Origin of the sequence: Agathobaculum sp., from assembly GCF_034098985.1 — a bacterium.
Lineage (GTDB): Bacteria > Bacillota > Clostridia > Oscillospirales > Butyricicoccaceae > Agathobaculum.
In genome coordinates, this window is sequence record NZ_JAXEOA010000022.1 from 1 (window position 1) to 21,646 (window position 21,646).

Consider the following 21,646-nt stretch of genomic DNA (forward strand, 5'->3'; position numbering starts at 1 on the left):
GTGGTTGATAGGTCAGGAGTGGAAGCGTGGTAACACGTGCAGCGGACTGATACTAATAGGCCGAGGGCTTGACCTCATTATTAGAGGTAACCTCAAACTCTTATAGCTTGCAAGTAGTTCTTGTTCAGTTTTCAGGGTATATTCCTTGGAAATGCACCATTAGCTCAGTTGGTAGAGCAACTGACTCTTAATCAGTGGGTCCACGGTTCGAGCCCGTGATGGTGTACCAGAGAGGTGCGCTGTGGGATTGGACGGCAAGTTTGATCCCACAGGGTGCCGAGCATACCGGCAAGCCGCGAAATGGCCCGTTGGTCAAGCGGTTAAGACGGCGGCCTCTCACGCCGCAAACGGGGGTTCGATTCCCCCACGGGTCACCATTTATTTTGTATGGTGAAGAGGCGGCGGGGTATGCGAAATACAAAGGGAGAAGACGCGTAAGCGTTTCTCATATATAGTGCGTGTCAATGGTGATGAGGGTACACCTGTTCCCATTCCGAACACAGTAGTTAAGCTCATTTACGGTGACAATACTTGGCTGGCGACGGCCCGGAAAGATAACTCGACGCGCACACTGGAAAAAGCAGCAACTTCGGTTGTTGCTTTTTTCTTTTTCAGAATACCTTGAGGATTGTCGGATAAATGAATTTGTGCTATGATAATATTGCAACTCATACTAGGAGGAACACGCATGACGATTTCTTATCGGGAAGATAAGTGCTTTACACCCGAACAGGTGGAGGCCTTGTTTTTGTCTGTCGGCTGGCTTTCCGGGAAATACCCGAAGCGTCTGGCAAAGGCGCTCAATGGCAGTGATACAGTGATCTCTGCGTGGGATGGCAGCCGTCTAGTCGGCTTGGTGAACGCAATAGACGATGGGGAATTGACCGCGTACGCGCATTATGTGCTTGTCCATTCTGCATACCATGGGCATGGAATCGGAAAAGAGCTAGTCAGGCGTTTGAAAGAAAAGTATAGAGGATACCTATATTTGCTACTGCTGGCCGATGATCCTAATAATATTCCGTTTTATGAACAATATGGCTTTACTGCCACCGGCAGTACGCCAATGATGATTATGACGGAGGAAACACCATGACGATCAAATTTGAACTGCCGCTGATCGCAGTACGGGATGTTGAGCGTTCTAAACAGTTTTACCGAGAGCTGTTCGATCAGAAAGTCGTGATGGATCTGGGAAAAAACGTCACACTTTCGGGAGGCTTTGCGTTGCAGCAGGATTTTGACTGGCTGGTTGGCATTCCGAAAACCACTGTGCTGCACCAATCGAACAATATGGAATTATATTTTGAGGTCGACGATTTTGAGGCGTTTCTGGATCGCCTGCGCCGGCATCCTGAAATCGAACTGGTGCATCCGCCGAAAAAACATGAATGGCAGCAGCGCGTGGTGCGTATTTATGACCCCGACTGGCATATGATTGAAATTGGAGAGTCGATGGCAGTGATTGCGAAGCGGTATTTAAAAGAGGGATACTCGCCAGAGCAGACGGCGGAGATCATTCAGCATCCGATTAAGTTTATCGAAGACTGTAAGGACGGTATGGAGTGAGCACATTATGATATTCGGGCTGGAGCCGCAGTTTATTTTGTGCGGAGACGCACGTATTGCATATTATGATGAGGGGCAGGGTTTCCCTCTGGTGCTGCTTCACGGGAATGGGGAGGACAGCTCGTATTTCAAGGCCCAGATCCCGGAATTCACGAAGTTTTTCCGTGTTATCGCGATCGACAGCCGGGGACACGGACAGTCGGACAGCGGCGGGCAAGGCTTATCGTTTGAAGTGATGGCGGAAGACCTGAAAACAGTTCTGGACGCTTTGCACATTCAAAAAGCGCATATTTTGGGCTTTTCGGATGGAGGAAATCTTGCAATCAAATTTGCGCTTGCCAATCCGCAGTATGTCGCAAAACTGGTGCTGAACGGGGCAAATGTGGAGATGTTCCGTGGGATCAAGCCTGCGGTACAACTACCGCTTTATCCGGTATACGGATTGCTGAGCGTGTTTGGGCGGTTCGGCCGTAAGGCGGCGCACAAACGCGATGTGCTCGGTCTGATGGTGCATCCATACGGCGTTTCGATGCCCGATCTGGTGCGCCTTTCCATGCCTGTGCTCATCATTGTGGGCGAGCATGATTTGATACGGGACAAACAGACTAAGGAAATAGCGTCGCGCATTCCGGACTGCCGCGTCGAGGTGTTCCGCGATGGCGACCATTTTGTAGCCAAAAAACAGCCCGCGCGCTTTAACCGCACGGTCATAGAATTTTTGATGGGAAGATGAAGGACAACATGCAGTTTATCAAAGCCGGCGAGAGCGCCGAAAGCAATATATTCAATCAGCTTGATGAGAAAAAGCGGCAGCTTTTAGCGAGCGGCAAGGATGTAATTAACCTATCGATCGGCACGCCGGATTTTGCGCCAGATCGGCATGTGATGGAAGCGGTTAGCCGTGCGGCGCTCGCCCCGGAGCAGTACCGTTATTCGCTGATCGAAACACGGGAGCTGCTGGACGCGGTGCAGGCTTGGTATCGGCGGCGTTACGGCGTTATATTGCGTGACGAGGAGATCATGGCTGTTTGTGGTTCGCAGGAGGGGATCGCGCACGTGGGCTTTGCTTTCGCGGGCGCTGATGATTTGGTGCTTGCGCCCGATCCGGGCTATCCGATTTTCTCCTTTGGCCCGATGATGACAGGTGCGACGATCGGCCTTTATCCCCTGCGGGAGGAAAACGGTTGGGTGCTGGATTTTGCCGATATTCCGGATGACGTGGCGAGCCGCGCCAAAGCGATCATTGTATCCTATCCCAATAATCCGACGACCGCGACCGCAAATATCCAGTTTTATGAAAAACTGGTGGCGTTTGCAAAGCGGCATGAACTGCTTGTCATCCATGATAATGCTTATTCCGACCTGCTACTGGATGGTACGGAAGGGATTTCTTTCCTTTCTGTGCCCGGCGCAAAGGAAATCGGCATTGAGTTTAACTCGCTTTCAAAGACCTATAACCTAACCGGTATGCGCGTGTCGTTCGCGCTGGGCAACAGCGAAGTGCTTTCAAAATTCCGCGCGTTCCGCTCGCAGATTGATTACGGCATGTTTTATCCCGTCATGGCGGGTGCGGTGGCGGCGCTGAACGGCCCGCAGGATATTGTTTTAAAAAACCGGACAGGCTATATGGAGCGGCGCGATGCATTGTGCGGCGGGCTGCGTGCGATCGGCTGGGACGTGCCTGACGCCAAGGGCACGATGTTTGTCTGGGCAAAAATCCCGGAGCATTTTGCTTCATCTGTCGAATTTGCCATGGCGCTGATGGACAGGACCGGTGTCATCTGCGTGCCGGGAGACAGCTTTGGCGCGCGGGGACAAGGCTATGTACGCTTTGCGCTGGTCGTGCCGCCCGAGCGTATGCGCGAGGCGGTTCGGCGCATCGAAAAAAGCGGGATTTTGAAAGGATAACCGAATGAAACTGATTTCCTGGAACGTTAACGGCTTGCGCGCCTGCGTGGGCAAGGGATTTTTTGAATTTATAGAAGCACAGCAGCCGGATGTGCTGTGCCTGCAGGAAACCAAGCTGCAGCCGGAACAGGCGCCGCAGATCGTGGGATACCATACGTATTGGAACTCAGCGGACAAGAAAGGCTATTCGGGCGTGGCGCTGCTGTCCAAACAGCAGCCGCTCCGGGTTTCAAACGGTCTGGGGATCGACGAGCACGACCATGAGGGGCGTGTGATCACCGCCGAATATCCCGGTTTTTACCTGGTCACGGTATACACGCCAAATTCTCAGGATGAACTCAAGCGGCTGGATTACCGTATGCAGTGGGAAGACGCGTTCCGCGCTTACGTGTGCAGGCTCGACGAGAGCAAGCCCGTTGTGATTTGCGGAGATATGAATGTCGCGCATGAGGAGATCGATCTGAAGAATCCGAAGGCCAACCGCCGAAACGCCGGCTTCTCGGATGATGAGCGGCAGAAGATGACCGAGCTGCTTGCCGCGGGCTTTACCGACACGTTTCGCGCGTTCTACCCGGATTTGACGGGCGCGTATTCTTGGTGGAGTTACCGTTTTAAGGCACGTGAAAAGAACGCTGGATGGCGCATCGATTATTTCCTCGTATCGAACCGGTTTGCAGACAGAGTGAGGCAAGCCGGGATTTTGTCCGATGTGTTCGGCTCGGATCACTGTCCGGTGTTAATTGAGATCGAAGATTAAGGCCTATAATAAAACGCGCGCTGCATGAAGCAGTGCGCGTTTTCGTTTCTCATCCGATGAGCCGTAGCAGGCTTTCAAGCACGGCAATGGAGAACGGCAGCGTGAAAGCAGATAGGATGGTAGTCAGTGTGATGGCGCGGGTGGAGAATAAGTAATCCGTATGGTAGATCTGCCCGAACATGGCCGAGGCGATAGCGCAGGGCGCCGCCACGCCGGTGAGCAGCGTCAGCTTGGACATCGTGTTCAGCGGGACAAACAGCAGCAAAACGATGCTTACGGCAGGGACAAACAGCAGACGTACGGCAGAAAGCTGCCAAACAGTCCTATCGGCAAAGCACTTTTTGAGGTCGGTCTGCGCCAGAAAACAGCCCAGCACAAACATGGCGAGCGGCGTGTTGATATCTCCCATGAAGTCGACAGCCCGGAACACCACCTCCGGCAGCTTGACCGGCGAGCAGAACAGGATAAAACCGCCGATGGTCGCCAGCATCGCGGGATTGCAGAAGATGTTTTTTGCGCCAAAGCCCTCTTTGCCGCCGGAAAGCTGATTGATCCCATAGGTCCATAGCACGATCGCCATGCAGGCGATATGCGCCGAGCCAAGGAAAACGCCGTCCGTGCCGAACATGGCCTCGAGCAGTGGCAGCGCCATAAACCCATTGTTGGTCAATACGGCGGCCACGCGACGGTCGGCGAAGTTCGCCATTTTTTCCGGACGGTATATCCGGTTTATAATCACGATGGATAACAAAAACAGAACGGTGCCGCAAACGAAGATCATGACCAAGGAATACCCAAGCTCCGCGTCGAACGGGCGCTGGAACGATCTTAAAATGCACATTGGTATGATAAATTTATTCAGTAGCAGCGACATATTCTGCGTGATGTGGTTATCAAAAATTTTTTGCCGGAACAATAAAAAGCCCACCGCGATGAGTAAAAACATCACGATGATCTGCTGTAGGACCAGAAAGCTGTTTGTGAACATAAAACCCCTCCATTGTGCAACCTTATCAATCATACGATGCATTGCCAAATTTGTCAATTTCCCGGAGGGCATGTTTCAGATGAAAAACGCATAGGCTGAACAAAAAGGAGGAAAGATCGGATGAAGAAGATCGTTTGCCTTACGTTTTGCCTGGGGCTCCTGCTGCAATCCGCGTTGGCTTTGCCGGAGATGGGGACGCTCTCCGCGAAATCCGCCGCACTTTATGCCGCGAATGGACAGATGCTTTATGAATACAACGCCGAGGAGGAATTGCAGCCGGCGAGCGTAACCAAGATTATGACCATGCTGCTCGCGATGGAGGCGCTGGAACGGGGCGACGTGACGCTCGATACCATGATTACGGGCAGTGAATACGCCTGCTCGATGGGCGGCACGCAGATATGGCTCGAGCCGGGCGAGCAGATGCCGCTGGACGATATGCTAAAAGCGATTGCGGTCGGCTCGGCGAACGACTGCGCGGTCGCGGTCGCCGAGCATCTTGCGGGTACGGAAGCGGCATTCGTTGAGAAGATGAATGCGCGCGCGGCCGAACTTGGATGTCAAAACACGACCTTTATTAACGCGAACGGTCTGGACGGCATGGGGCAGAAGACGCTGACCTCGGCGCGCGACCTCGCGCTGATCTCATGCGAGTTGCTGAAGCATCCGAAGATTTTAGATTACACCGGAATTTGGATGGACAGCATCCGTGGCGGCAAATTCGCGCTGGCCAACACCAATAAGATGCTAAAAAGCTATCAGGGTTTGACCGGCCTTAAGACTGGCTACATATCCGAGGCTGGTTTCTGCATCTCGGCGAGTGCCGAACGGGACGGACTCTCGATCGTCGCGGTGGTGATGGCCGCGCCAACGAAAGAAGACCGCATGGCGGCGGCGACCGCGCTGCTGAATTACGGCTTTGCCAACTTCGCGGCTTACACGCCGCCCGCCGATGTGCTTCAGCCCATTCCGGTGACGTTGGGACGCGCGGACAGCGTGATGCCCGCGATGGATCAGGGTGAGCTGATCGTGGAAAAGGCTAAGATGGCCGAGATGTCGGCCGAGGTCACGCTGCCGGAAACGCTGGCCGCACCAGTCGAGCGGGGGCAGCATTTGGGCGAATTGACCGTTAGGGATGCGGGCGGCGAAACGCTGCTCACGGTGCCGCTTTACGCGTCCGAAGCGGTCGAGGCAAAAGGGCTGCGCGACCTGTTTACCGCTTTCTTCGACAGCCTGACAAATGGTGAATAAAATTTGGATAATTTCACGGGAAGTTTGGAAAACGTGCTTGTGATTTTGGGCAAACTATGATACACTTATAACGACCTCAAAGGTTGGGAGGAATACAAATGGTAAAACTTATCATTGGCGGCACCGGATCGGGCAAGACCAAGGAATTGATCGACCAGGTCAACGCCGCAGTAAAAGAAGAAAAAGGAAGCGTGGTTTGCATTTCGCGCGGCAGCAAGCTCACATTTGACATCTCGCATGATGCCCGCCTGATCGATGCGTCCGACTATGCAGTGCAGGATTATAACAGCCTGCTCGGCTTTGTGTGCGGTATCCATGCCGGCAACTATGATATTACCCGCATTTTTATCGATGGCCTTTACAAAATCGCGGGTACCAAGGACGTTGCTGAGACAGAAGCGTTCCTGAACGGGCTCGATGCGTTTTCGCAGAAGCACAGCGTCAATTTTACGGTTTCGCTCAGTGAGGATGCAGCAAAGGCGACCGAGGGTATGAAGCGGTTCCTATAAAAAAGAATACTTAGTTTAATAAAAAGCGTTCCGTATTGGAACGCTTTTTATTTTTCTGGAAAACAGGTTTTTCCAAATTCGTCAATCGGCTAAATCGCTAAAAAGTGTAAAAATGTTTTATGCGGTTTGCATAATAGCGCGAGAAAAGACGAAAAATTTTTATGGATTCGTGATAAAAAGTGTTTCCCTTTTTGGTGGAATTCGGTATAATAAAGCTGATGTGTGGGATAGGGGGCAGTCTGGCTTTTTCGCATGCTGCAAAATTCCGGATGCGCTCTTTAACATCAAATTTCCCTTGGGGGGATGCGGTTGAAAAAAAGGAAAACAGACTGGTCGGCGCTGCGCTATCTGGTATACTTTACACAGGTGGGCGTCACGCTGGTCATGCCGCCTGTGCTGTTCGCATTTTTCTCGCTTTGGCTGCGGGATAAATTCGGATGGGGAAACGGCGTGGTGATCGGCGGGATTTTGCTCGGCGTCGCGGTCGCGGCCTGTGGGCTGCGCGATTTTTTGCGTATGACCGAGAAAAAAGCCCGCCAAAGAGAGCGTGAGGAGGACAAGCCTTGAAAGAAGGCATGGAAATCGTCCGTCAGGAGCTTGTGCGGCTGGCGCGCGGCTTTGTACCGTTGCTGCTGATCGCATTCGGCGCGCTGACGCTGTTCGGCTTTGGAGGCGTGCGCACAGCGCTCAGCCTGCTGCTAGGCGCGGCATATTCGCTCACGCTGTTCCGGATGATCGGGAAAAACGCCGTCAAGGCGACGCTGTTCCCGCCCGAACGGGGTATTCGGATCGTCCGAAAGGGCTATATCTTCCGCTATGTGCTGACCGGCATCCTGGTGGTTCTGGCCATCAAGCTTCCGTTTATCAATCCGCTGGCAGCGGTGTTGCCGCTGTTTTTTCCCAAGGTCATTCTGGTATGTGCCAATTTATTTCCGAGGAAAGGAGGGTAACGCATGGGAGTTGAAATCACCGGCCCTAAAATACTGTGGGAACTTCCGGAAGGCATTCCGCTGATTGGCGGGCAGCCGATCACGGAAACCATGCGGAACGCGTGGATCGTCATGTTGTTCATTCTGTTCCTGTGCATGTTTTTGACGCACCGGATGGAAAAGGTGCCCCACGGCAAGCAGGCGCTTGCAGAGAAAGCAGTGCAGATGATCGACAGTCTGGTCGACAGCACGATGGGAGCGGGAAACCGCAGTTTTTCACCCTATATCGCGACACTTTTAATGTTCTCGTTCTGCGGTTCAATGGCCTCGCTGTTCTTCATGCGTCCGGTAACGGGCGACCTGAACACAACGCTTGGCTGGGCGCTCATTACGTTTTTCCTGATCACGTTCAACAAAATCAAGTTTAACGGCTTTGGCGGTTATTTGAAAGGCTTTTTGGAGCCGGTGTTCATAATGGCGCCGCTCAACGTGCTCAGCGAGGTGGCGACGCCGGTCGCGATGTCGTTTCGTCATTTCGGCAATATCGCGGGCGGTCTGGTCATCTCAACGCTGCTGCTCGGAGCGCTGAGCGCTTTGAGCAATATGCTGCTCAGTTTCCTGCCGGTGCCGCTGTTGCAGGTCGGCCTGCCGGGTGTTTTATCTCTATATTTTGATCTGTTCACCTCGGCGATGCAGGCATTCATCTTCAGTATGCTGACGATGGCTTACGTCGGCGACGCGCGCAGCACGGACTGACGCGGTAAAACAATATCATCCTAATCATGTTCAGGAGGAAAAAATTATGGATTCCAAAGCATTTGTAGCAGGCATGTCCGCCCTCGGCGCGGGACTCGCGATGATCGCCGGTATCGGCCCTGGTATTGGTGAAGGCTATACCGCCGGTCAGGCGTGTGCGGCGATCGGTCGCCAGCCAGAGGCGCAGGGCGATATTACCCGCACAATGATCCTTGGTATCGCGATGGCCGAATCGACCGGTATCTACGCGCTGGTCGTCGCGCTGATCCTGCTGTTTGCCAACCCGTTTGTTGACTTTAAGGGCGGCAAATTCTGATAGGACGGCAAATAAAACTTCCAGAAAGGAAGGAGGACAAAGCCTTTGTTGGATAAAGTTTTGCCGTTTGTAGGATTCACACCGTGGGAGATCGTCGTGACGATCTGCAATACGCTGATCACATTTTTGATCGTAAAGCGATTCCTCTTTAAGCCGGTTCGTAAGATGCTGGCCGCGCGGCAGGAGGAAGTGCAGAATATGTATGCAGTTGCGGAAAAGACACAGACCGAGGCGGAAAGCCTGCGCGCCGAATACACCGAGCGCTTGGCAAAAGCCAAGGAGGAGGCGGCCGAGATCGTCGGTTCCGCTACCCGCCGCGCGACTGTGCGCAGCGAAGAGATCCTGAAAGAATCCTCACAGCAGGCGGCAGCCATGGTGAAAAAAGCAGAGGCCAATATCACCATGGAACGCCAGAAAGCGATGAATGAGATCAAGGACGAGATCGCCGGCCTGTCGGTCATGATCGCCTCCAAGGTGGTCGAACGCGACATTAACGAGGCCGACCATGAGCGCCTGATCGAAGAATTCATCGACAAGGTGGGGTGAGCATAGCATGGCTAATGTAGTCAGCGAGCGTTATGCGCTATCGCTCTACGAGGTCGCGAAAGACGTGGGCAAGGATGAGCAGTTTCTAACAGAGCTGTTGTCCGTAAGCGGCATTTTTGAGGCGCAGCCCGACTTTTTAAAGGTGCTGACAACACCGTCTATCGCGTTCGAGGACAAGCAGACCGTTTTAAAAAACGTGTTTGATGGGCGTATCGAACCATATTTGCTCAATTTCCTCATGCTTATTACCGAAAAAGGCCGTATTGGCCTAATTTCAGATATGTGTGAGGCCTATAAGGATCTTTATTATCTTGAAAATGGCATCGTTGAGGTGCGTGCGGTCACCGCGGCGCCTATGAGCGAAGCCCTTGTTGCGAAACTGCGTGACAAAATGGCGGCTGTGACCGGCAAGCAGGTCGTGCTGAAGACCGCAGTCGATCCGGCGCTGCTCGGCGGCATCGTGGTCAAGGTGAACAACAAACAGTTTGACACCAGCCTGCGTACCCGGCTGACAGAGCTTGCACAGCAGCTTACCAATACAATAGCGTAAGGAAGTAGGTGACTTTATGGAATTACGCCCCGAAGAGATCAGTAACATTATCAAAGAGCAGATCGTAAACTACCAGTCCCAGATCAAGCTGACGAACGTCGGCACGGTCGTGACGGTGGGTGACGGTATCGCGCATATCCACGGTTTGGAGGACTGCATGTCCGGCGAGCTGCTCGAATTTGACGGCGGGGTATACGGCATGGCCCAAAACCTCGAGGAGGACCTTGTGGGCGCCGTTATCCTGGGTTCTGATCAAAACATCCGTGAGGGCGATACTGTCAAGCGGACGAACCGCATTGTCGAAGTGCCGGTCGGCGAAGCTATGCTGGGCCGCGTCGTCGACGCGCTCGGCGCACCGATTGACGGAAAAGGGCCGGTGAACACGAGTGAGGCGCGGCCGATCGAATGCCCGGCGCCGGGTATCATCAAGCGCGCGCCTGTGAATGTGCCGCTGCAGACCGGTATCAAGGCGATCGACTCCATGATCCCGATCGGTCGCGGACAGCGCGAGCTGATCATCGGTGACCGGCAGACCGGCAAGACCGCGATCTGCCTCGACACGATCATTAACCAGAAAGGCACGGGCGTGATCTGCGTCTATGTGGCGATCGGACAAAAGCGTTCGACCGTTGCACAGGTCGTGGAGACGCTGACCGCCAACGGTGCGATGGACTATACCATCGTTGTCGCGGCGACCGCGTCGGAATCTGCGCCGCTGCAATATATCGCGCCGTATTCCGGCTGTTCGATCGGCGAATATTTTATGCACAAGGGTAAGGACGTGCTCGTGATCTATGATGATCTGTCAAAGCACGCCGTCGCTTACCGTGCACTTTCCCTGCTGCTCCACCGTCCGCCAGGACGTGAAGCATACCCCGGCGACGTTTTCTATCTGCATTCCCGTCTGCTCGAACGCGCGGCGAACCTTGCAGACGGCGGCTCGCTGACCGCGCTGCCGCTGATTGAGACACAGGCGGGCGACGTGTCGGCCTATATTCCGACCAACGTCATTTCAATTACCGACGGCCAGATCTTCCTTGAGACTGAGCTGTTCAACTCGGGCATCCGTCCGGCGGTAAACCCCGGCATTTCGGTTTCACGCGTCGGCGGCAACGCCCAGATCAAGGCGATGAAAAAGGTCGCGGGCACGCTTAAACTCGCGTATTCGCAGTACCGCGAGCTGCAGGCGTTCTCGCAGTTCGGCTCGGATCTTGACGCGGATACTAAGAAGCGTCTGGAACAGGGCGCACGCATTGTCGAGGTGCTCAAGCAGCCGCAAAACAGCCCGATTCCGGTTGAAAAGCAGGTCATTATCATTTATGCAGTTATTTCGGGCAAGCTGCTCGACGTGCCGACCGATCTGATCGGCGTGTTTGAGAAAGAACTGTTCGAGTTCGTCGACGGTGTTTATGGCGACATCCCGGAAACCATCCGCGCGACCGGCAAAATGGATGATGATATCAAGCAGAAGCTGGATCAGGCCATTGACGAGTTCAAGGCCAAGTTCCTGTCCGAGCATTAAATAAACTAGTTCGGAAGGAAGGAGGGCTGAACCGATGGCTTCCGGCAATATGAAAGACATTAAGCGCCGCATTCGCAGCGTGCAGTCGACCATGCAGATCACCAAGGCGATGGAGCTGGTTGCCTCCTCCAAGTTGCGGCGCGCCAAGGAGCGCACGCTGCGTGCCCGCCCGTACTTTAATACGATGTACGAAACGATCACACGTCTGGCATCGGCCACGCGCGAGGATGATTCGGTCTACACCAAAAAGCGCGAGGTCAAAAACAGTCTATATCTGGTTGTCGCGGGCGACCGCGGGTTGGCGGGCGGCTACAACGCCAATATCTTCAAGCTGGCCGCCGCCCACATGGCGGGCAAATCGGCGCGCGTGATCACGATTGGCAAAAAAGCGGAGGAGCACTATGCGAAGCGCCCGTGGCCAGTCGTGGAGGATTTCCCGGGTATTGCGGAAACGCTCAAGATTAGCGACACCCATCCGATCGTGGCGCGGCTGATTGAGCTGTTCCGCGCGGGGGAGGTCGACGAGGTGTTCCTGTGCTATACTGAGTTCCTGTCGCCTTTACAGCAGGAGGCCAAATGTATTCAACTGCTGCCTGCAAGCTTTGAAAAGAAGGAGCAGGAGGAAAAACAGGAGCCAACTGTGCTGACCGAATACGATCCCTCTCCCGAGGCGGTGTTTGAGGCGATTATCCCCGAATACCTATACGGCGTGTTGTACGGCGCGGTGGTCGAGAGCTTTTGCTCAGAGCAATCCGCGCGTCGTATGGCGATGGAGGCTGCGTCCGATAACGCGGGCGAAATGATCGAGAATCTCAACCTGTCGTACAACCGTGCACGTCAGGCCGCGATCACGCAGGAGATCACCGAGATTGTCGCCGGCGCGGGTCAGGTCGGCTAGCGAAATCACGAAATTAGGAGTTATGCCAATGAGTGAGCAGAATATTGGTACCGTCGTCCAGATCATTGGACCGGTACTGGACATTAAATTCGATGCGGACGCGCTGCCCAAGCTGCTCAATGCAATTACCATCGAGGCAGAGGGCCGCACGGTCACGCTCGAGGTCGCACAGCACATCGGCCAGGATACGGTTCGCTGCATCGCAATGCAGTCGACCGACGGCCTCGTGCGCGGCATGAAAGCGGTCGACACCGGCGGACCGATTACAGTACCGGTCGGCTCGGGCAACCTCGGCCGCATCTTTAACCTGCTCGGCGAGCCGGTGGATGAAAAGGAACCCGTTCAGAGCGATGAGCGCTGGCCGATCCACCGTCCCGCGCCCTCGTATGAGGAGCAGGAATCTACGACAGAGATCCTGGAGACCGGCATCAAGGTCGTCGACCTGATCGCGCCGTACGCCAAGGGCGGTAAGATCGGCCTGTTCGGCGGCGCGGGCGTCGGCAAGACGGTCATTATCATGGAGCTGATCAACAACATCGCCAAGCAGCACGGCGGCATTTCGGTATTCACCGGCGTCGGCGAGCGCACCCGCGAGGGTAACGACCTATATAACGAAATGCAGGAAAGCGGGGTTATCAACAAAACCGCGCTGGTCTACGGCCAGATGAACGAGCCACCCGGAGCGCGTATGCGCGTGGCGCTTTCTGGGCTCACCATGGCGGAGTATTTCCGTGATGTGGAGGGTCAGGACGTGCTGCTGTTTATCGACAACATCTTCCGCTTCACGCAGGCGGGCTCGGAGGTTTCCGCGCTTCTGGGGCGCATGCCGTCCGCAGTTGGATACCAGCCGACCCTTGCGACCGAGATGGGCGCGCTGCAGGAGCGTATTACGTCGACCAAGAAGGGCTCGATCACGTCGGTTCAGGCGGTCTACGTGCCTGCGGACGACCTGACTGACCCTGCGCCTGCGACGACGTTCTCGCATTTGGACGCCAAGGTCGTCCTGTCGCGCGATATCGCGTCGATGGGTATTTACCCTGCGGTGGATCCGCTGGATTCCTCCTCGCGCATCCTGACGGCCGAGGTCGTCGGCATCGAGCACTACGAGGTCGCGCGGGCCGTGCAGTCCATTTTGCAGAAGTACAAGGATCTGCAGGATATTATCGCGATTCTGGGCATGGATGAACTGTCCGACGAGGACAAGCTGACAGTCGCCCGCGCGCGTAAGATCCAGAACTTCCTGTCGCAGCCGTTCCACGTGGCCGAGCAATTCACGGGCATGGCGGGCAAATATGTGCCGGTTAACGAGACCGTGCGAGGCTTTAAGGAAATTCTCGAAGGCAAGTATGACGACCTGCCCGAATCGGCGTTCCTGTTCGCGGGCTCTATTGACGAGGTTGTGGAGAAGGCGAAGAAGGAGGCGTAAGGCATGTCTACCTTTCACCTGAAAGTGCTGACGACCGAGCGCAGCTTTTACGACGGCGAGGTCGACCGCATCATCGTGCGCACTACGCAGGGCGACGTGGGTATCCTGCCCGGCCATGTGCCGTATACCGCGGCGCTCGGCATCGGCGGGCTGACCGTCATCAAGGACGGGGAAGAGCGCGTCGCTGCAGTTTCGGGCGGCTTTGTCGACGTATCGAAAGAACAGACCGTCGTGCTTGCGCGCACCTGCGAGTGGGCTGACGAGATCGACATCAACCGCGCCCGCGAGGCCGCCGAGCGCGCCCGCCTGCGGCTGCAGCAGCAGGAGAGCGACCATGAGCAGGATCTCGCGCAGATCAAGCTGAAAAAGGCGGTCAACCGCCTGCGCATCGCAGAGGATAAGTAAAACCCAGAAAAGCCGCCCGTTTGATTGAAACGGACGGCTTTTTTTGGTATAATGGGCAAAAAGCAATGGGAAAGGGAACAGACGGATGAAGCGGATACGGGGGCAGATGTCGGAATCCATGCTGCTGGGCGCGTTGCTTGCCGTGGCGGGCGGCTTTTTTGACGCTTACACCTATCTCTGCCGCGGCGGGGTGTTTGCCAACGCGCAAACGGGCAATATCGTGCTGCTTGGCATCAAAGCAGCGGACGGCGAGTGGCTGCGCGCGCTGACCTACCTGCTTCCGATTGTGGCGTTCGCGCTCGGCGTGGTGGTGGCCGAGGTGGTCAAGGGGCGGTATAAGCGGCGGCAGAATCAGGATATCAACATCCACTGGCGGCAGATTATTATATTGGCCGAGGTGGTGCTGCTGGCAATGGCGGCATTTCTGCCCCAGCAAATGAATATGACAGTGAATATCGTGATTTCCTTTGTGTGCGCGCTTCAGGTTCAAACCTTTCGCAAGGTACGGGGTAGCGCGTTTGCGACCACGATGTGCACGGGAAACCTCCGATCGGGCACCGAACAGCTTGTGATTTGGCGGCAGACCGGCGAACGCGGAGCGGCGAACAAGATGGCGCGGTATTATTCTATCATCCTGTTTTTCATTGCCGGCGCGGTGCTGGGCAGCTTTGCAACCTGTTTTCTGGCTGAAAAGGCATTGCTTCTTGCCTGTGTGCTGCTGCTTATTGTATTCGGCGTAATGTTTATTGAAGAAGAACGGGAAGACCCGGAGGAATAAAGAACAAGGCGCAGCCTCAAAAGGGCCGCGCCTTGTTTTGATTATGCCTGCTTCATGGAAAGCGAAATGCGGTGGCTTTTGGGGTCAACCGAAAGCACGGTGACCTCGACGATATCGCCGACCGTGACAGCTTCAGACGGATGCCTGATAAACTTATCGCAGATCTGGGAAATATGCACCAGTCCATCCTGATGCACGCCGATGTCGACAAACGCACCGAAATCCGCTACATTGCGCACGGTGCCCTTGAGCTTCATGCCGGGCTGCAGGTCATTGAAATCCAAAACGTCCGAGCGCAGCATGGGAGGCGGCAGTTCGTCGCGCGGGTCGCGCCCCGGCTTTTGCAGCTCGGAGGCGATGTCCAGCAATGTGGGAACGCCCACGCCGCAGCGCCGCGCGGTCTCCTCGCGGCCAAGCTGTTCGATCCGCGAAGAAAGCTCTGCCAGTTTGCCGCTTGCGGCGTCCTCGGCAGTATAGCCGCATAGCGTGAGCAGCGTTTGCGCGGCGGCATAGGACTCGGGATGTACGGCGGTCCGGTCAAGCAGGTTTTCGCTTTCCGGCACGCGCAGAAAGCCCGCGCACTGCTCAAACGCCTTGGGGCCGAGCCCTTTGACTTTCAAAAGCTGTTTGCGGCTGTCGAACCGTCCGTTTTGATCTCGGAAAGACGCGATATTTTTAGAGACTGCGGCCGATACACCGGCCACACGCATAAGCAGCGCGGGGGAAGCGGTGTTCAGGTCGACGCCGACCGCGTTAACACAGTCCTCAACCACACCGTCAAGCGACTCGGACAAGCGCGTCTGCGGCATATCGTGCTGGTACTGGCCAACGCCGATGGCCTTGGGGTCGATCTTGACCAGCTCGGCTAAAGGGTCTTGCAGCCGCCGCGCAATGGATACGGCCGAGCGCAGGGAAACGTCAAATTCCGGGAATTCCTCCGCGCCCAGCTTGCTAGCGGAATAGACCGACGCGCCGGCTTCGGAAACGACCATGTATTCAATGCCGCCGCCATATTCCCGTATAAAATCGGCCACAAAGAGCTCGCTTTCCTTGCTCGCCGTACCGTTGCCGATGGCGATGCAAGTGATGTGATACTTGTCGCACAAACGCTTCATGGAATGCTTGGCCTCGTCGATCTTTTTCATCGGCGGCGTAGGATAAATGACGCCGGTTTCCAGCACCTTGCCCGTGCCGTCGACCACGGCGAGCTTGCAGCCCGTTCGGTAGGCGGGGTCAAAGCCTAAGGTCACGCGGTTTTTCACCGGCGGCTGCATCAGCAGCGGGCGCAGGTTGAGCGCAAACGTGCGGATGGCCTGCTCATTAGCCTTGTCGGTCAGTTCGCCGCGCAGCTCCCGTTCGAGCGAGGGAAACAGCAGTCGGCTCCAGCTGTCGGCACAGGTCTTGCGCAGCGCGTCGCAAAATGGATTTTTGGGATGAAGAACAGCCCGGTTCAGCTCGATCAGCGCCTGCGCGTCGTCGACCGTCAGTGTGGCTTTTAGCTTGCCCTCTTTTTCGCCGCGGTTGATGGCAAGCACGCGGTGGCTTTGCAATTTGGAGACCGGCTCGGAGAAATCGTGGTACATGGCGTAGACTGTGTCTTCTTCATCCGCACCGACGGTATGCAGCACCCCGGTGCGCCGGAGGAGCGCACGCAGCTTGGCGCGGACGCCCGCGTCGTCCGAAAGGTCTTCTGCAATGATATCGGACGCGCCTGCGAGCGCATCCTCCACGCTTTCCACGCCCTTTTGCGCATCGGCAAAGGGCAGCGCCAATTCCTCCATGGAGGGGGACGGCGCACGGGCGGCCAGCAGAGCCGCGGCAAGCGGTTCCAGCCCTTTTTCCCGCGCCGCCGATGCGCGGGTGCGGCGTTTGGGACGGTACGGGCGATATAGATCGTCGAGCGCGGCAAGCGTTTGCGCGGCCGCGATTCTTTCTGCAAGTTCAGCAGTCAGCTTGCCTTGTTCTTCGATGGAGGCCAAAATGTCGGCGCGTTTTTCGTCCAAGCTGCGCAGATAAGCCAGCCGGTCGGCCAACGTGCGAATGAGCTGGTCGTCCATTGTGCCGTGCAGCTCTTTGCGGTAGCGCGCAATAAACGGCACGGTATTGCCCTCATCCAGCAATTGCACCACGTTTTCCACATATTGCTCTTTCTGGCCTAGTTCACGCGCCAGTATTTGAAGGATCGTTTCCATAACTTACTCCTTTTCATGACTACCCCTATTTTACCAAAAACAAAAGGCATGGTAAACCATGCCTTTTGTTTTTTTAAATAAATACAGCCTGAACCAACACCATGTATAGCACAGTGCCCGCGCCGATCGAAAGCAGGTTGTTGCGTTTCCACAGGTGCAGCACGGCGACGACGGCGATCGAGATTAGTTCCGGAATACCGTTTGGGAAAGCAAGCCAATTGACGCCCTTGACGCAATATACCACAAGCAGCGCGATAACGGCAGGGGGCAACGCCATGCCGAGATAACGCACCCAATGCGGGATTTCCTTGTTGCCGCCAAATACGAGGAAAGGGATGGCGCGCGTGGCGAGCGTACAAGCTGCGGCAATTAAAATCATGAGCAGCGTGCGGGAAAAACTCATGCTTCGGACACCCCGCTTTCAATGGTTTGGCGGAATACGAGCAGCAGCACTGAAATCAGCAGCAGCGCGGGCATAATAAATTTTTGCGCGCCAAACACCGCGAGCGAGAGCGCGGCGCAGCCGAGCCCGATGAAAGCAGGCAGGTGGCGCTTGGCGCTTTTCCATTGTTCGATAAAAATGACGACGAAAAGCGCGGTCATGGCAAAATCGATACCGGTCGAATCAAAGGGCAAAACGCCGCCGATAATCGCACCGATAACCGAGCCAAAGATCCAATAGCTCTGATCGAGGAGCGCGACTAGAAAGCGCATGGCGTTCGGGTCGACGTTTTCCGGCGTTTTAAGCGAACAGAGCAGGGAATAGGTCTCGTCGGTGAGAGAAAAGACCATATAGGGCATGGCCTTTCCCATTTCGCGGAACTGCTCGAGAAAAGAAAGGCCATAGAAGATATGACGGCAGTTCAGCAGCAGCGTCATCACCGCGACGGTGACGAGCGAAGCGTTCGCGGCGAGCAGCGATACGAGCAGGTACTGGCCAGAACCGGCATAGATCGTAAGGCTTGACAAAAACGCCCAGCCGGGCGCAAAGCCCGCGTCCCGCAGCATGACGCCGAACGCGAAGCCGATAAATAAGTAGCCGCACAGCACCGGGACTGTCGCGGTGAAGGCGGGGCGCAGAGCTTGTTTCATAAAGGCATCACCCAATAAAAAAGCGCCCTGCAAGCAGAGCGCCTCAAATTATTCAACGTGGGATACGAAATGCATCAGACGGCGCGGGTAACCTTGCCGGAGCGGAGGCACCGAGTACATACGTTGATATGGCGGGGAGTACCTTCGACCAGAGCCTTCACTCGACGAATGTTCGGCTTCCATGTACGGTTGGAACGTCGGTGAGAGTGAGAGACCTGAATACCAAAGGTCACGCCCTTGCCGCAAATATCACACTTTGCCATTTTCCTGCACCTCCTTCTCTTGTGCTTATTGCGTAACGTATATTATATTACCACACGAACCGGGGAATTGCAAGAAAAATTCTCAAAAAAAGTATGTGCCCCGAAAAATCCGCGCTGGTGCTGGAAAAGCATTGAAAACAGGGGGGAATCAGGGTATAATAAAGGCATCAATTGAGGAATGCAGCCGCTTCGGCGGAGAGGAGCTTTCAGTTATGCAGTTAAAGGAATTCGGCGTCAGCCTGGGCGATTTAGTACAAGAATTCAGCTTTGAGGTGGTCTACGGCCCCGAAAACTTTGAAAAGGTGGAAATCACCAAGGACGATGTGAGCCGCCCCGGTTTGCAGCTCGCCGGTTTTTTTGATTATTTCGATCCCAACCGCATCCAGATCATGGGTAAGGTTGAATCGAGCTATGTGGAAAAAATGGCGCCGGAAGAGCGCCGCGCGTGCTTTGACCGGCTGTTCGCCACCGGTATCCCATGCATGATCATTTCACGAAATATCGACGTATTTCCCGAGTGCCGGGAAGCCGCCGAAAAATACAAGGTCCCTGTCCTGCGCACAAATGAGTTCACCTCGACAATCATGAGCGCGATCATTGCGTCGCTTAAGGTCAGTCTTGCGCCGCGCATCACGCTGCACGGCGTGCTCATCGAGATTTACGGCGAGGGCGTGCTTCTGCTCGGCGATTCGGGCGTCGGTAAATCGGAGACCGCGATCGAGCTGGTCAAGCGTGGGCACCGCCTGATCGCGGACGACGCGGTGGAGATCAAGCGTGTATCGGACAAGACCCTTGTCGGCACGGCGCCCGAGGTCATCCGTCACTTTATCGAGCTACGCGGCATAGGAATCGTTGATGTGCGCCGCATCTTCGGTATTGGCTCGATCAAGATGACGGAAAAGGTAGAACTCATTATCAACCTCGAACCGTGGGAGGACGGCAAGCAGTACGACCGCCTGGGTCTCGAAGGGGAGACCACCTCGATTCTCGACATCTCGGTGCCGTCGCTGACGATCCCGGTCAAGCCCGGCCGCAACCTTGCGGTCATTATCGAGGTCGCGGCAATGAACAACCGCCAGAAAAAGATGGGCTTTAACGCGGCAAAAGAACTGCAGGAGCGCATGCTGAAACAGTACGGCAACTAATACGGCACGGGCAGATTGGCGAAGCCGCGTAAGCGGCCTCGCCATTTTTAAAGGAGAGATGTTTTGTGAATATCATTGCAGATTTGCATACGCATACCAGCGTAACCGCACATGCTTTCAGTACGCTGTCTGAAATGGTGCGCGGTGCGAAAGCCGCCGGGCTGAAAGCAATCGCGATCACCAATCACGGACCGACCAACCCGGATGGTCCGCATGAATGGCATTTTGCCAATATGGATCTAATCCCGCGGCAGATAGACGGTGTGACCGTGATCCGCGGCATTGAATTCGATATTACCGCTCCAGCGGGCGGCATAAATTTTATGGCGAACAAAAGCCTGCGTTCGGTGGAGTTTGCGCTTGCGTCTTTCCATGAGTGCCTGTTCCCGCCTTCGACCCGTGCGGTGCACACGGCTGCGTTGGAGGCGATTTTGCATAATCCATATGTCAATGCATTCGGACACCTTGGCAATGCGGCGTTTGAATTCGATATGGAATATATCATCCGGCAATGCAACGATTGCGGTAAGATCGTCGAGATCAACAACAACTCGCTGAGCATTCGAAAAGGCAGCCGGGAGAACTGCGCGGAGATCGCGCGGCTGTGCAGGAAATATGAGGTGCCGGTCGCGGTAAGCAGCGATGCGCATATCGAGTATATGGTCGGCCGCGTAGACGGCGCGCTCGCAATGCTTGCCGAGATCGGATTTCCGGAAGAACTGGTGATCAACAGCAGCATGGAGCGTTTGGACGCGTACTTCCGGTCGCGCGACATTATGCTGTGGGAGAACAGGGGGACGGGATCGTGAGGATCGGTATTGATCTGGGTGGTACGAGCGTCAAAGCCGCGCTTTGCAATGATGGCGGCGCCATTTTGCAACGGGACAGCGTCCCAACGCCGGTCGGTGACCCGGACGGCCTGCGCGGCGGCATGAAAACACTCGCTCTGCGGCTGTGCCAGATGGAGGGGATTGCCCCGGATACAGTCAGCAGTATCGGTCTGGGTTTGCCGGGCTCGTTGGACAAGGCGAATTGCCGCCTGATTTTCGGTACCAATCTGGATATGCGGGACGTGATGTTCGGAGACGCGTTCCAGCCGGAGTTTTCCTGCCCGGTCAAGCTGGATAACGATGCGAACTGCGCCGCTCTGGGCGAGGCGACGGCGGGCGCTGGCAGCAGGGAGCGCCATATGCTCATGGTAACGCTGGGGACGGGTGTCGGCGGCGGCATTGTGATCGACGGAAAGCTGTATGCCGGCTGCAATGATATTGCGGGAGAAATCGGCCATATGGTCATCCGGCAGGGCGGGGAACCATGCAACTGCGGCAGAAAGGGTTGCTTGGAGGCTTATGCGTCGGCTTCGCATTTTGTTAAATTTGCCGAGCGGGCGCTGGATGCGGGACGGGAGAGTGTACTGTCCATCAATAAGGGACACTTAAACGCCAAGATGATCTGCGATGCGGTGGACGCGGGCGATGCGCTGGCTATCGAACTTTTTGAGGGATATTGCCAGAATTTGTCGTGCGGTCTGGCGAATCTGATCAATATCTTCCAACCAGACTGTATCGTTTTGGGCGGTGGGCTTGCAGGCTACGGCGAAAAGCTGATCGAGCCGCTGCGCCGCCTGACATTCCCGGAAACGTTCCGCTGTGAAACAAAAAATACGCGGATCGTACTGGCGGCGTTGGGAAACGACGCCGGGCTGATCGGCGCTGCGATGCTGTAAAATGCGGATATTGCAATTTGTAATATTACAAATGCGGCGAAAAGGCTGGTTTCCCATTGAAAACAGTCGAATATGGTGATATACTTTCCGTATTATCCCGGGTTTCGTTTGAAGTCGCCC

The 21,646-nt window shown here is 55.4% G+C and carries 26 protein-coding genes, 2 tRNA genes and 1 rRNA gene; 24 read left to right on the forward strand and 5 right to left on the reverse strand.

Features of this window, described 5'->3' with window-relative positions:
• The first annotated feature begins 153 nt into the window (after positions 1–153).
• The 8 genes from SO058_RS07280 (at position 154) to SO058_RS07315 (ending at position 4,234) form a co-directional block, all read left to right on the forward strand.
• A tRNA-Lys gene (locus tag SO058_RS07280) sits at positions 154–229 on the forward strand.
• A 73-nt stretch (positions 230–302) separates the two neighbouring features.
• Positions 303–377: transfer RNA gene (locus tag SO058_RS07285), tRNA-Glu, on the forward strand.
• A gap of 77 nt (positions 378–454) precedes the next feature.
• Positions 455–571 (forward strand): 5S ribosomal RNA (rrf, locus tag SO058_RS07290).
• 117 nt (positions 572–688) lie between these two features.
• Positions 689–1,096 (forward strand): GNAT family N-acetyltransferase, encoded by a 408-nt coding sequence (locus SO058_RS07295; RefSeq protein WP_320842331.1) that lies wholly within the window; start codon positions 689–691, stop codon positions 1,094–1,096.
• Positions 1,097–1,098: 2 nt separating this feature from the next.
• Complete coding sequence (locus SO058_RS07300) at positions 1,099–1,569, forward strand: VOC family protein (RefSeq protein WP_320842437.1); 471 nt, start codon at positions 1,099–1,101, stop codon at positions 1,567–1,569.
• A gap of 7 nt (positions 1,570–1,576) precedes the next feature.
• Entirely contained in the window at positions 1,577–2,302 is a 726-nt protein-coding gene (locus tag SO058_RS07305) for an alpha/beta fold hydrolase (RefSeq protein ID WP_320842332.1), read from the forward strand.
• 8 nt (positions 2,303–2,310) lie between these two features.
• The gene (locus SO058_RS07310; RefSeq protein ID WP_320842333.1) at positions 2,311–3,477 is read left to right on the forward strand and encodes an aminotransferase class I/II-fold pyridoxal phosphate-dependent enzyme; all 1,167 of its coding nucleotides are present in this window, start codon (positions 2,311–2,313) and stop codon (positions 3,475–3,477) included.
• 4 nt (positions 3,478–3,481) lie between these two features.
• Complete coding sequence (locus SO058_RS07315; RefSeq protein ID WP_320842334.1) at positions 3,482–4,234, forward strand: exodeoxyribonuclease III; 753 nt, start codon at positions 3,482–3,484, stop codon at positions 4,232–4,234.
• A gap of 49 nt (positions 4,235–4,283) precedes the next feature.
• Here the strand turns inward: SO058_RS07315 and SO058_RS07320 are convergent, their stop codons facing one another.
• Entirely contained in the window at positions 4,284–5,222 is a 939-nt protein-coding gene (locus SO058_RS07320) for an AEC family transporter (protein WP_320842335.1), read from the reverse strand.
• A gap of 120 nt (positions 5,223–5,342) precedes the next feature.
• On the opposite strand from SO058_RS07320, the gene SO058_RS07325 reads away from it, so the two are divergent.
• From SO058_RS07325 to SO058_RS07385, 13 genes are all read left to right on the forward strand, one after another.
• Positions 5,343–6,473: a D-alanyl-D-alanine carboxypeptidase family protein gene (locus tag SO058_RS07325; RefSeq protein WP_320842336.1), complete on the forward strand. Its 1,131-nt coding sequence runs from the start codon at positions 5,343–5,345 to the stop codon at positions 6,471–6,473.
• A 98-nt stretch (positions 6,474–6,571) separates the two neighbouring features.
• Positions 6,572–6,982: a hypothetical protein gene (locus tag SO058_RS07330; RefSeq protein WP_320842337.1), complete on the forward strand. Its 411-nt coding sequence runs from the start codon at positions 6,572–6,574 to the stop codon at positions 6,980–6,982.
• A gap of 309 nt (positions 6,983–7,291) precedes the next feature.
• Entirely contained in the window at positions 7,292–7,549 is a 258-nt protein-coding gene (locus SO058_RS07335; RefSeq protein ID WP_320842338.1) for an AtpZ/AtpI family protein, read from the forward strand.
• Positions 7,546–7,932, forward strand: coding sequence for an ATP synthase subunit I (locus SO058_RS07340; protein ID WP_320842339.1), 387 nt, complete (start codon positions 7,546–7,548; stop codon positions 7,930–7,932). The genes SO058_RS07335 and SO058_RS07340 overlap by 4 nt, the downstream gene beginning before the upstream one ends.
• Positions 7,933–7,935: 3 nt before the next feature.
• A complete protein-coding gene (locus tag SO058_RS07345; RefSeq protein ID WP_320842340.1) occupies positions 7,936–8,667 on the forward strand; it encodes a F0F1 ATP synthase subunit A in 732 nt (243 codons plus the stop codon).
• Positions 8,668–8,713: 46 nt separating this feature from the next.
• On the forward strand, positions 8,714–8,983 hold the full coding sequence (gene atpE, locus SO058_RS07350; protein ID WP_320842341.1) for an ATP synthase F0 subunit C: 270 nt from the start codon (positions 8,714–8,716) through the stop codon (positions 8,981–8,983).
• A 45-nt stretch (positions 8,984–9,028) separates the two neighbouring features.
• Positions 9,029–9,529, forward strand: a complete 501-nt coding sequence (gene atpF, locus SO058_RS07355; RefSeq protein WP_320842342.1) for a F0F1 ATP synthase subunit B — start codon at positions 9,029–9,031, stop codon at positions 9,527–9,529.
• Between the two features lie 7 nt (positions 9,530–9,536).
• A complete protein-coding gene (gene atpH / locus SO058_RS07360; protein ID WP_320842343.1) occupies positions 9,537–10,079 on the forward strand; it encodes an ATP synthase F1 subunit delta in 543 nt (180 codons plus the stop codon).
• 16 nt (positions 10,080–10,095) lie between these two features.
• Complete coding sequence (gene atpA, locus SO058_RS07365) at positions 10,096–11,601, forward strand: F0F1 ATP synthase subunit alpha (RefSeq protein WP_320842344.1); 1,506 nt, start codon at positions 10,096–10,098, stop codon at positions 11,599–11,601.
• A gap of 34 nt (positions 11,602–11,635) precedes the next feature.
• Positions 11,636–12,499, forward strand: coding sequence for an ATP synthase F1 subunit gamma (gene atpG, locus SO058_RS07370; protein WP_320842345.1), 864 nt, complete (start codon positions 11,636–11,638; stop codon positions 12,497–12,499).
• A 28-nt stretch (positions 12,500–12,527) separates the two neighbouring features.
• On the forward strand, positions 12,528–13,925 hold the full coding sequence (gene atpD, locus SO058_RS07375; RefSeq protein WP_320842346.1) for a F0F1 ATP synthase subunit beta: 1,398 nt from the start codon (positions 12,528–12,530) through the stop codon (positions 13,923–13,925).
• 3 nt (positions 13,926–13,928) lie between these two features.
• Entirely contained in the window at positions 13,929–14,330 is a 402-nt protein-coding gene (gene atpC, locus SO058_RS07380) for an ATP synthase F1 subunit epsilon (RefSeq protein WP_320842347.1), read from the forward strand.
• Positions 14,331–14,415: 85 nt separating this feature from the next.
• A complete protein-coding gene (locus SO058_RS07385) occupies positions 14,416–15,108 on the forward strand; it encodes a YoaK family protein (protein ID WP_320842348.1) in 693 nt (230 codons plus the stop codon).
• A gap of 41 nt (positions 15,109–15,149) precedes the next feature.
• On the opposite strand, the gene SO058_RS07390 is transcribed toward SO058_RS07385, so the two are convergent.
• From SO058_RS07390 to rpmB, 4 genes are all read right to left on the reverse strand, one after another.
• On the reverse strand, positions 15,150–17,300 hold the full coding sequence (locus SO058_RS07390; RefSeq protein ID WP_320842349.1) for a Tex family protein: 2,151 nt from the start codon (positions 17,298–17,300) through the stop codon (positions 15,150–15,152).
• A 73-nt stretch (positions 17,301–17,373) separates the two neighbouring features.
• Complete coding sequence (locus SO058_RS07395) at positions 17,374–17,703, reverse strand: branched-chain amino acid transporter permease (protein WP_320842350.1); 330 nt, start codon at positions 17,701–17,703, stop codon at positions 17,374–17,376.
• Complete coding sequence (locus tag SO058_RS07400) at positions 17,700–18,392, reverse strand: AzlC family ABC transporter permease (RefSeq protein WP_320842351.1); 693 nt, start codon at positions 18,390–18,392, stop codon at positions 17,700–17,702. The genes SO058_RS07395 and SO058_RS07400 overlap by 4 nt, the downstream gene beginning before the upstream one ends.
• A gap of 74 nt (positions 18,393–18,466) precedes the next feature.
• Positions 18,467–18,655, reverse strand: coding sequence for a 50S ribosomal protein L28 (rpmB, locus tag SO058_RS07405; protein WP_320842352.1), 189 nt, complete (start codon positions 18,653–18,655; stop codon positions 18,467–18,469).
• A gap of 212 nt (positions 18,656–18,867) precedes the next feature.
• Here rpmB and hprK point away from each other — a divergent pair, with 212 nt between their 5' ends.
• The 3 genes from hprK to SO058_RS07420 all read left to right on the forward strand — a co-directional run bounded on the left by hprK (position 18,868) and on the right by SO058_RS07420 (position 21,526).
• Positions 18,868–19,800 carry an HPr(Ser) kinase/phosphatase gene (hprK, locus tag SO058_RS07410; protein WP_320842353.1) on the forward strand — a complete coding sequence of 311 codons (933 nt, stop codon included), beginning with the start codon at positions 18,868–18,870 and terminating at the stop codon, positions 19,798–19,800.
• A gap of 65 nt (positions 19,801–19,865) precedes the next feature.
• Complete coding sequence (locus SO058_RS07415; protein ID WP_320842354.1) at positions 19,866–20,609, forward strand: phosphatase; 744 nt, start codon at positions 19,866–19,868, stop codon at positions 20,607–20,609.
• A complete protein-coding gene (locus tag SO058_RS07420) occupies positions 20,606–21,526 on the forward strand; it encodes an ROK family protein (protein ID WP_320842355.1) in 921 nt (306 codons plus the stop codon). The genes SO058_RS07415 and SO058_RS07420 overlap by 4 nt, the downstream gene beginning before the upstream one ends.
• Positions 21,527–21,646 lie beyond the last annotated feature (120 nt).

What these genes read in the sequence shown, in the direction of transcription:
- atpD (WP_320842346.1), top strand. Translation starts at nt 12,528, where the DNA reads ATGAGTGAGCAGAATATTGGTACCGTCGTCCAGATCATTGGACCGGTA.
- SO058_RS07305 (WP_320842332.1), top strand. Translation starts at nt 1,577, where the DNA reads ATGATATTCGGGCTGGAGCCGCAGTTTATTTTGTGCGGAGACGCACGT.
- SO058_RS07385 (WP_320842348.1), top strand. Translation starts at nt 14,416, where the DNA reads ATGAAGCGGATACGGGGGCAGATGTCGGAATCCATGCTGCTGGGCGCG.
- atpE (WP_320842341.1), top strand. Translation starts at nt 8,714, where the DNA reads ATGGATTCCAAAGCATTTGTAGCAGGCATGTCCGCCCTCGGCGCGGGA.
- atpG (WP_320842345.1), top strand. Translation starts at nt 11,636, where the DNA reads ATGGCTTCCGGCAATATGAAAGACATTAAGCGCCGCATTCGCAGCGTG.
- atpH (WP_320842343.1), top strand. Translation starts at nt 9,537, where the DNA reads ATGGCTAATGTAGTCAGCGAGCGTTATGCGCTATCGCTCTACGAGGTC.
- SO058_RS07310 (WP_320842333.1), top strand. Translation starts at nt 2,311, where the DNA reads ATGCAGTTTATCAAAGCCGGCGAGAGCGCCGAAAGCAATATATTCAAT.
- SO058_RS07320 (WP_320842335.1), bottom strand. Translation starts at nt 5,222, where the DNA reads ATGTTCACAAACAGCTTTCTGGTCCTACAGCAGATCATCGTGATGTTT.
- SO058_RS07325 (WP_320842336.1), top strand. Translation starts at nt 5,343, where the DNA reads ATGAAGAAGATCGTTTGCCTTACGTTTTGCCTGGGGCTCCTGCTGCAA.
- SO058_RS07315 (WP_320842334.1), top strand. Translation starts at nt 3,482, where the DNA reads ATGAAACTGATTTCCTGGAACGTTAACGGCTTGCGCGCCTGCGTGGGC.
- SO058_RS07395 (WP_320842350.1), bottom strand. Translation starts at nt 17,703, where the DNA reads ATGAGTTTTTCCCGCACGCTGCTCATGATTTTAATTGCCGCAGCTTGT.
- SO058_RS07390 (WP_320842349.1), bottom strand. Translation starts at nt 17,300, where the DNA reads ATGGAAACGATCCTTCAAATACTGGCGCGTGAACTAGGCCAGAAAGAG.
- atpC (WP_320842347.1), top strand. Translation starts at nt 13,929, where the DNA reads ATGTCTACCTTTCACCTGAAAGTGCTGACGACCGAGCGCAGCTTTTAC.
- hprK (WP_320842353.1), top strand. Translation starts at nt 18,868, where the DNA reads ATGCAGTTAAAGGAATTCGGCGTCAGCCTGGGCGATTTAGTACAAGAA.
- rpmB (WP_320842352.1), bottom strand. Translation starts at nt 18,655, where the DNA reads ATGGCAAAGTGTGATATTTGCGGCAAGGGCGTGACCTTTGGTATTCAG.
- SO058_RS07400 (WP_320842351.1), bottom strand. Translation starts at nt 18,392, where the DNA reads ATGAAACAAGCTCTGCGCCCCGCCTTCACCGCGACAGTCCCGGTGCTG.
- SO058_RS07330 (WP_320842337.1), top strand. Translation starts at nt 6,572, where the DNA reads ATGGTAAAACTTATCATTGGCGGCACCGGATCGGGCAAGACCAAGGAA.
- SO058_RS07295 (WP_320842331.1), top strand. Translation starts at nt 689, where the DNA reads ATGACGATTTCTTATCGGGAAGATAAGTGCTTTACACCCGAACAGGTG.
- atpA (WP_320842344.1), top strand. Translation starts at nt 10,096, where the DNA reads ATGGAATTACGCCCCGAAGAGATCAGTAACATTATCAAAGAGCAGATC.
- SO058_RS07345 (WP_320842340.1), top strand. Translation starts at nt 7,936, where the DNA reads ATGGGAGTTGAAATCACCGGCCCTAAAATACTGTGGGAACTTCCGGAA.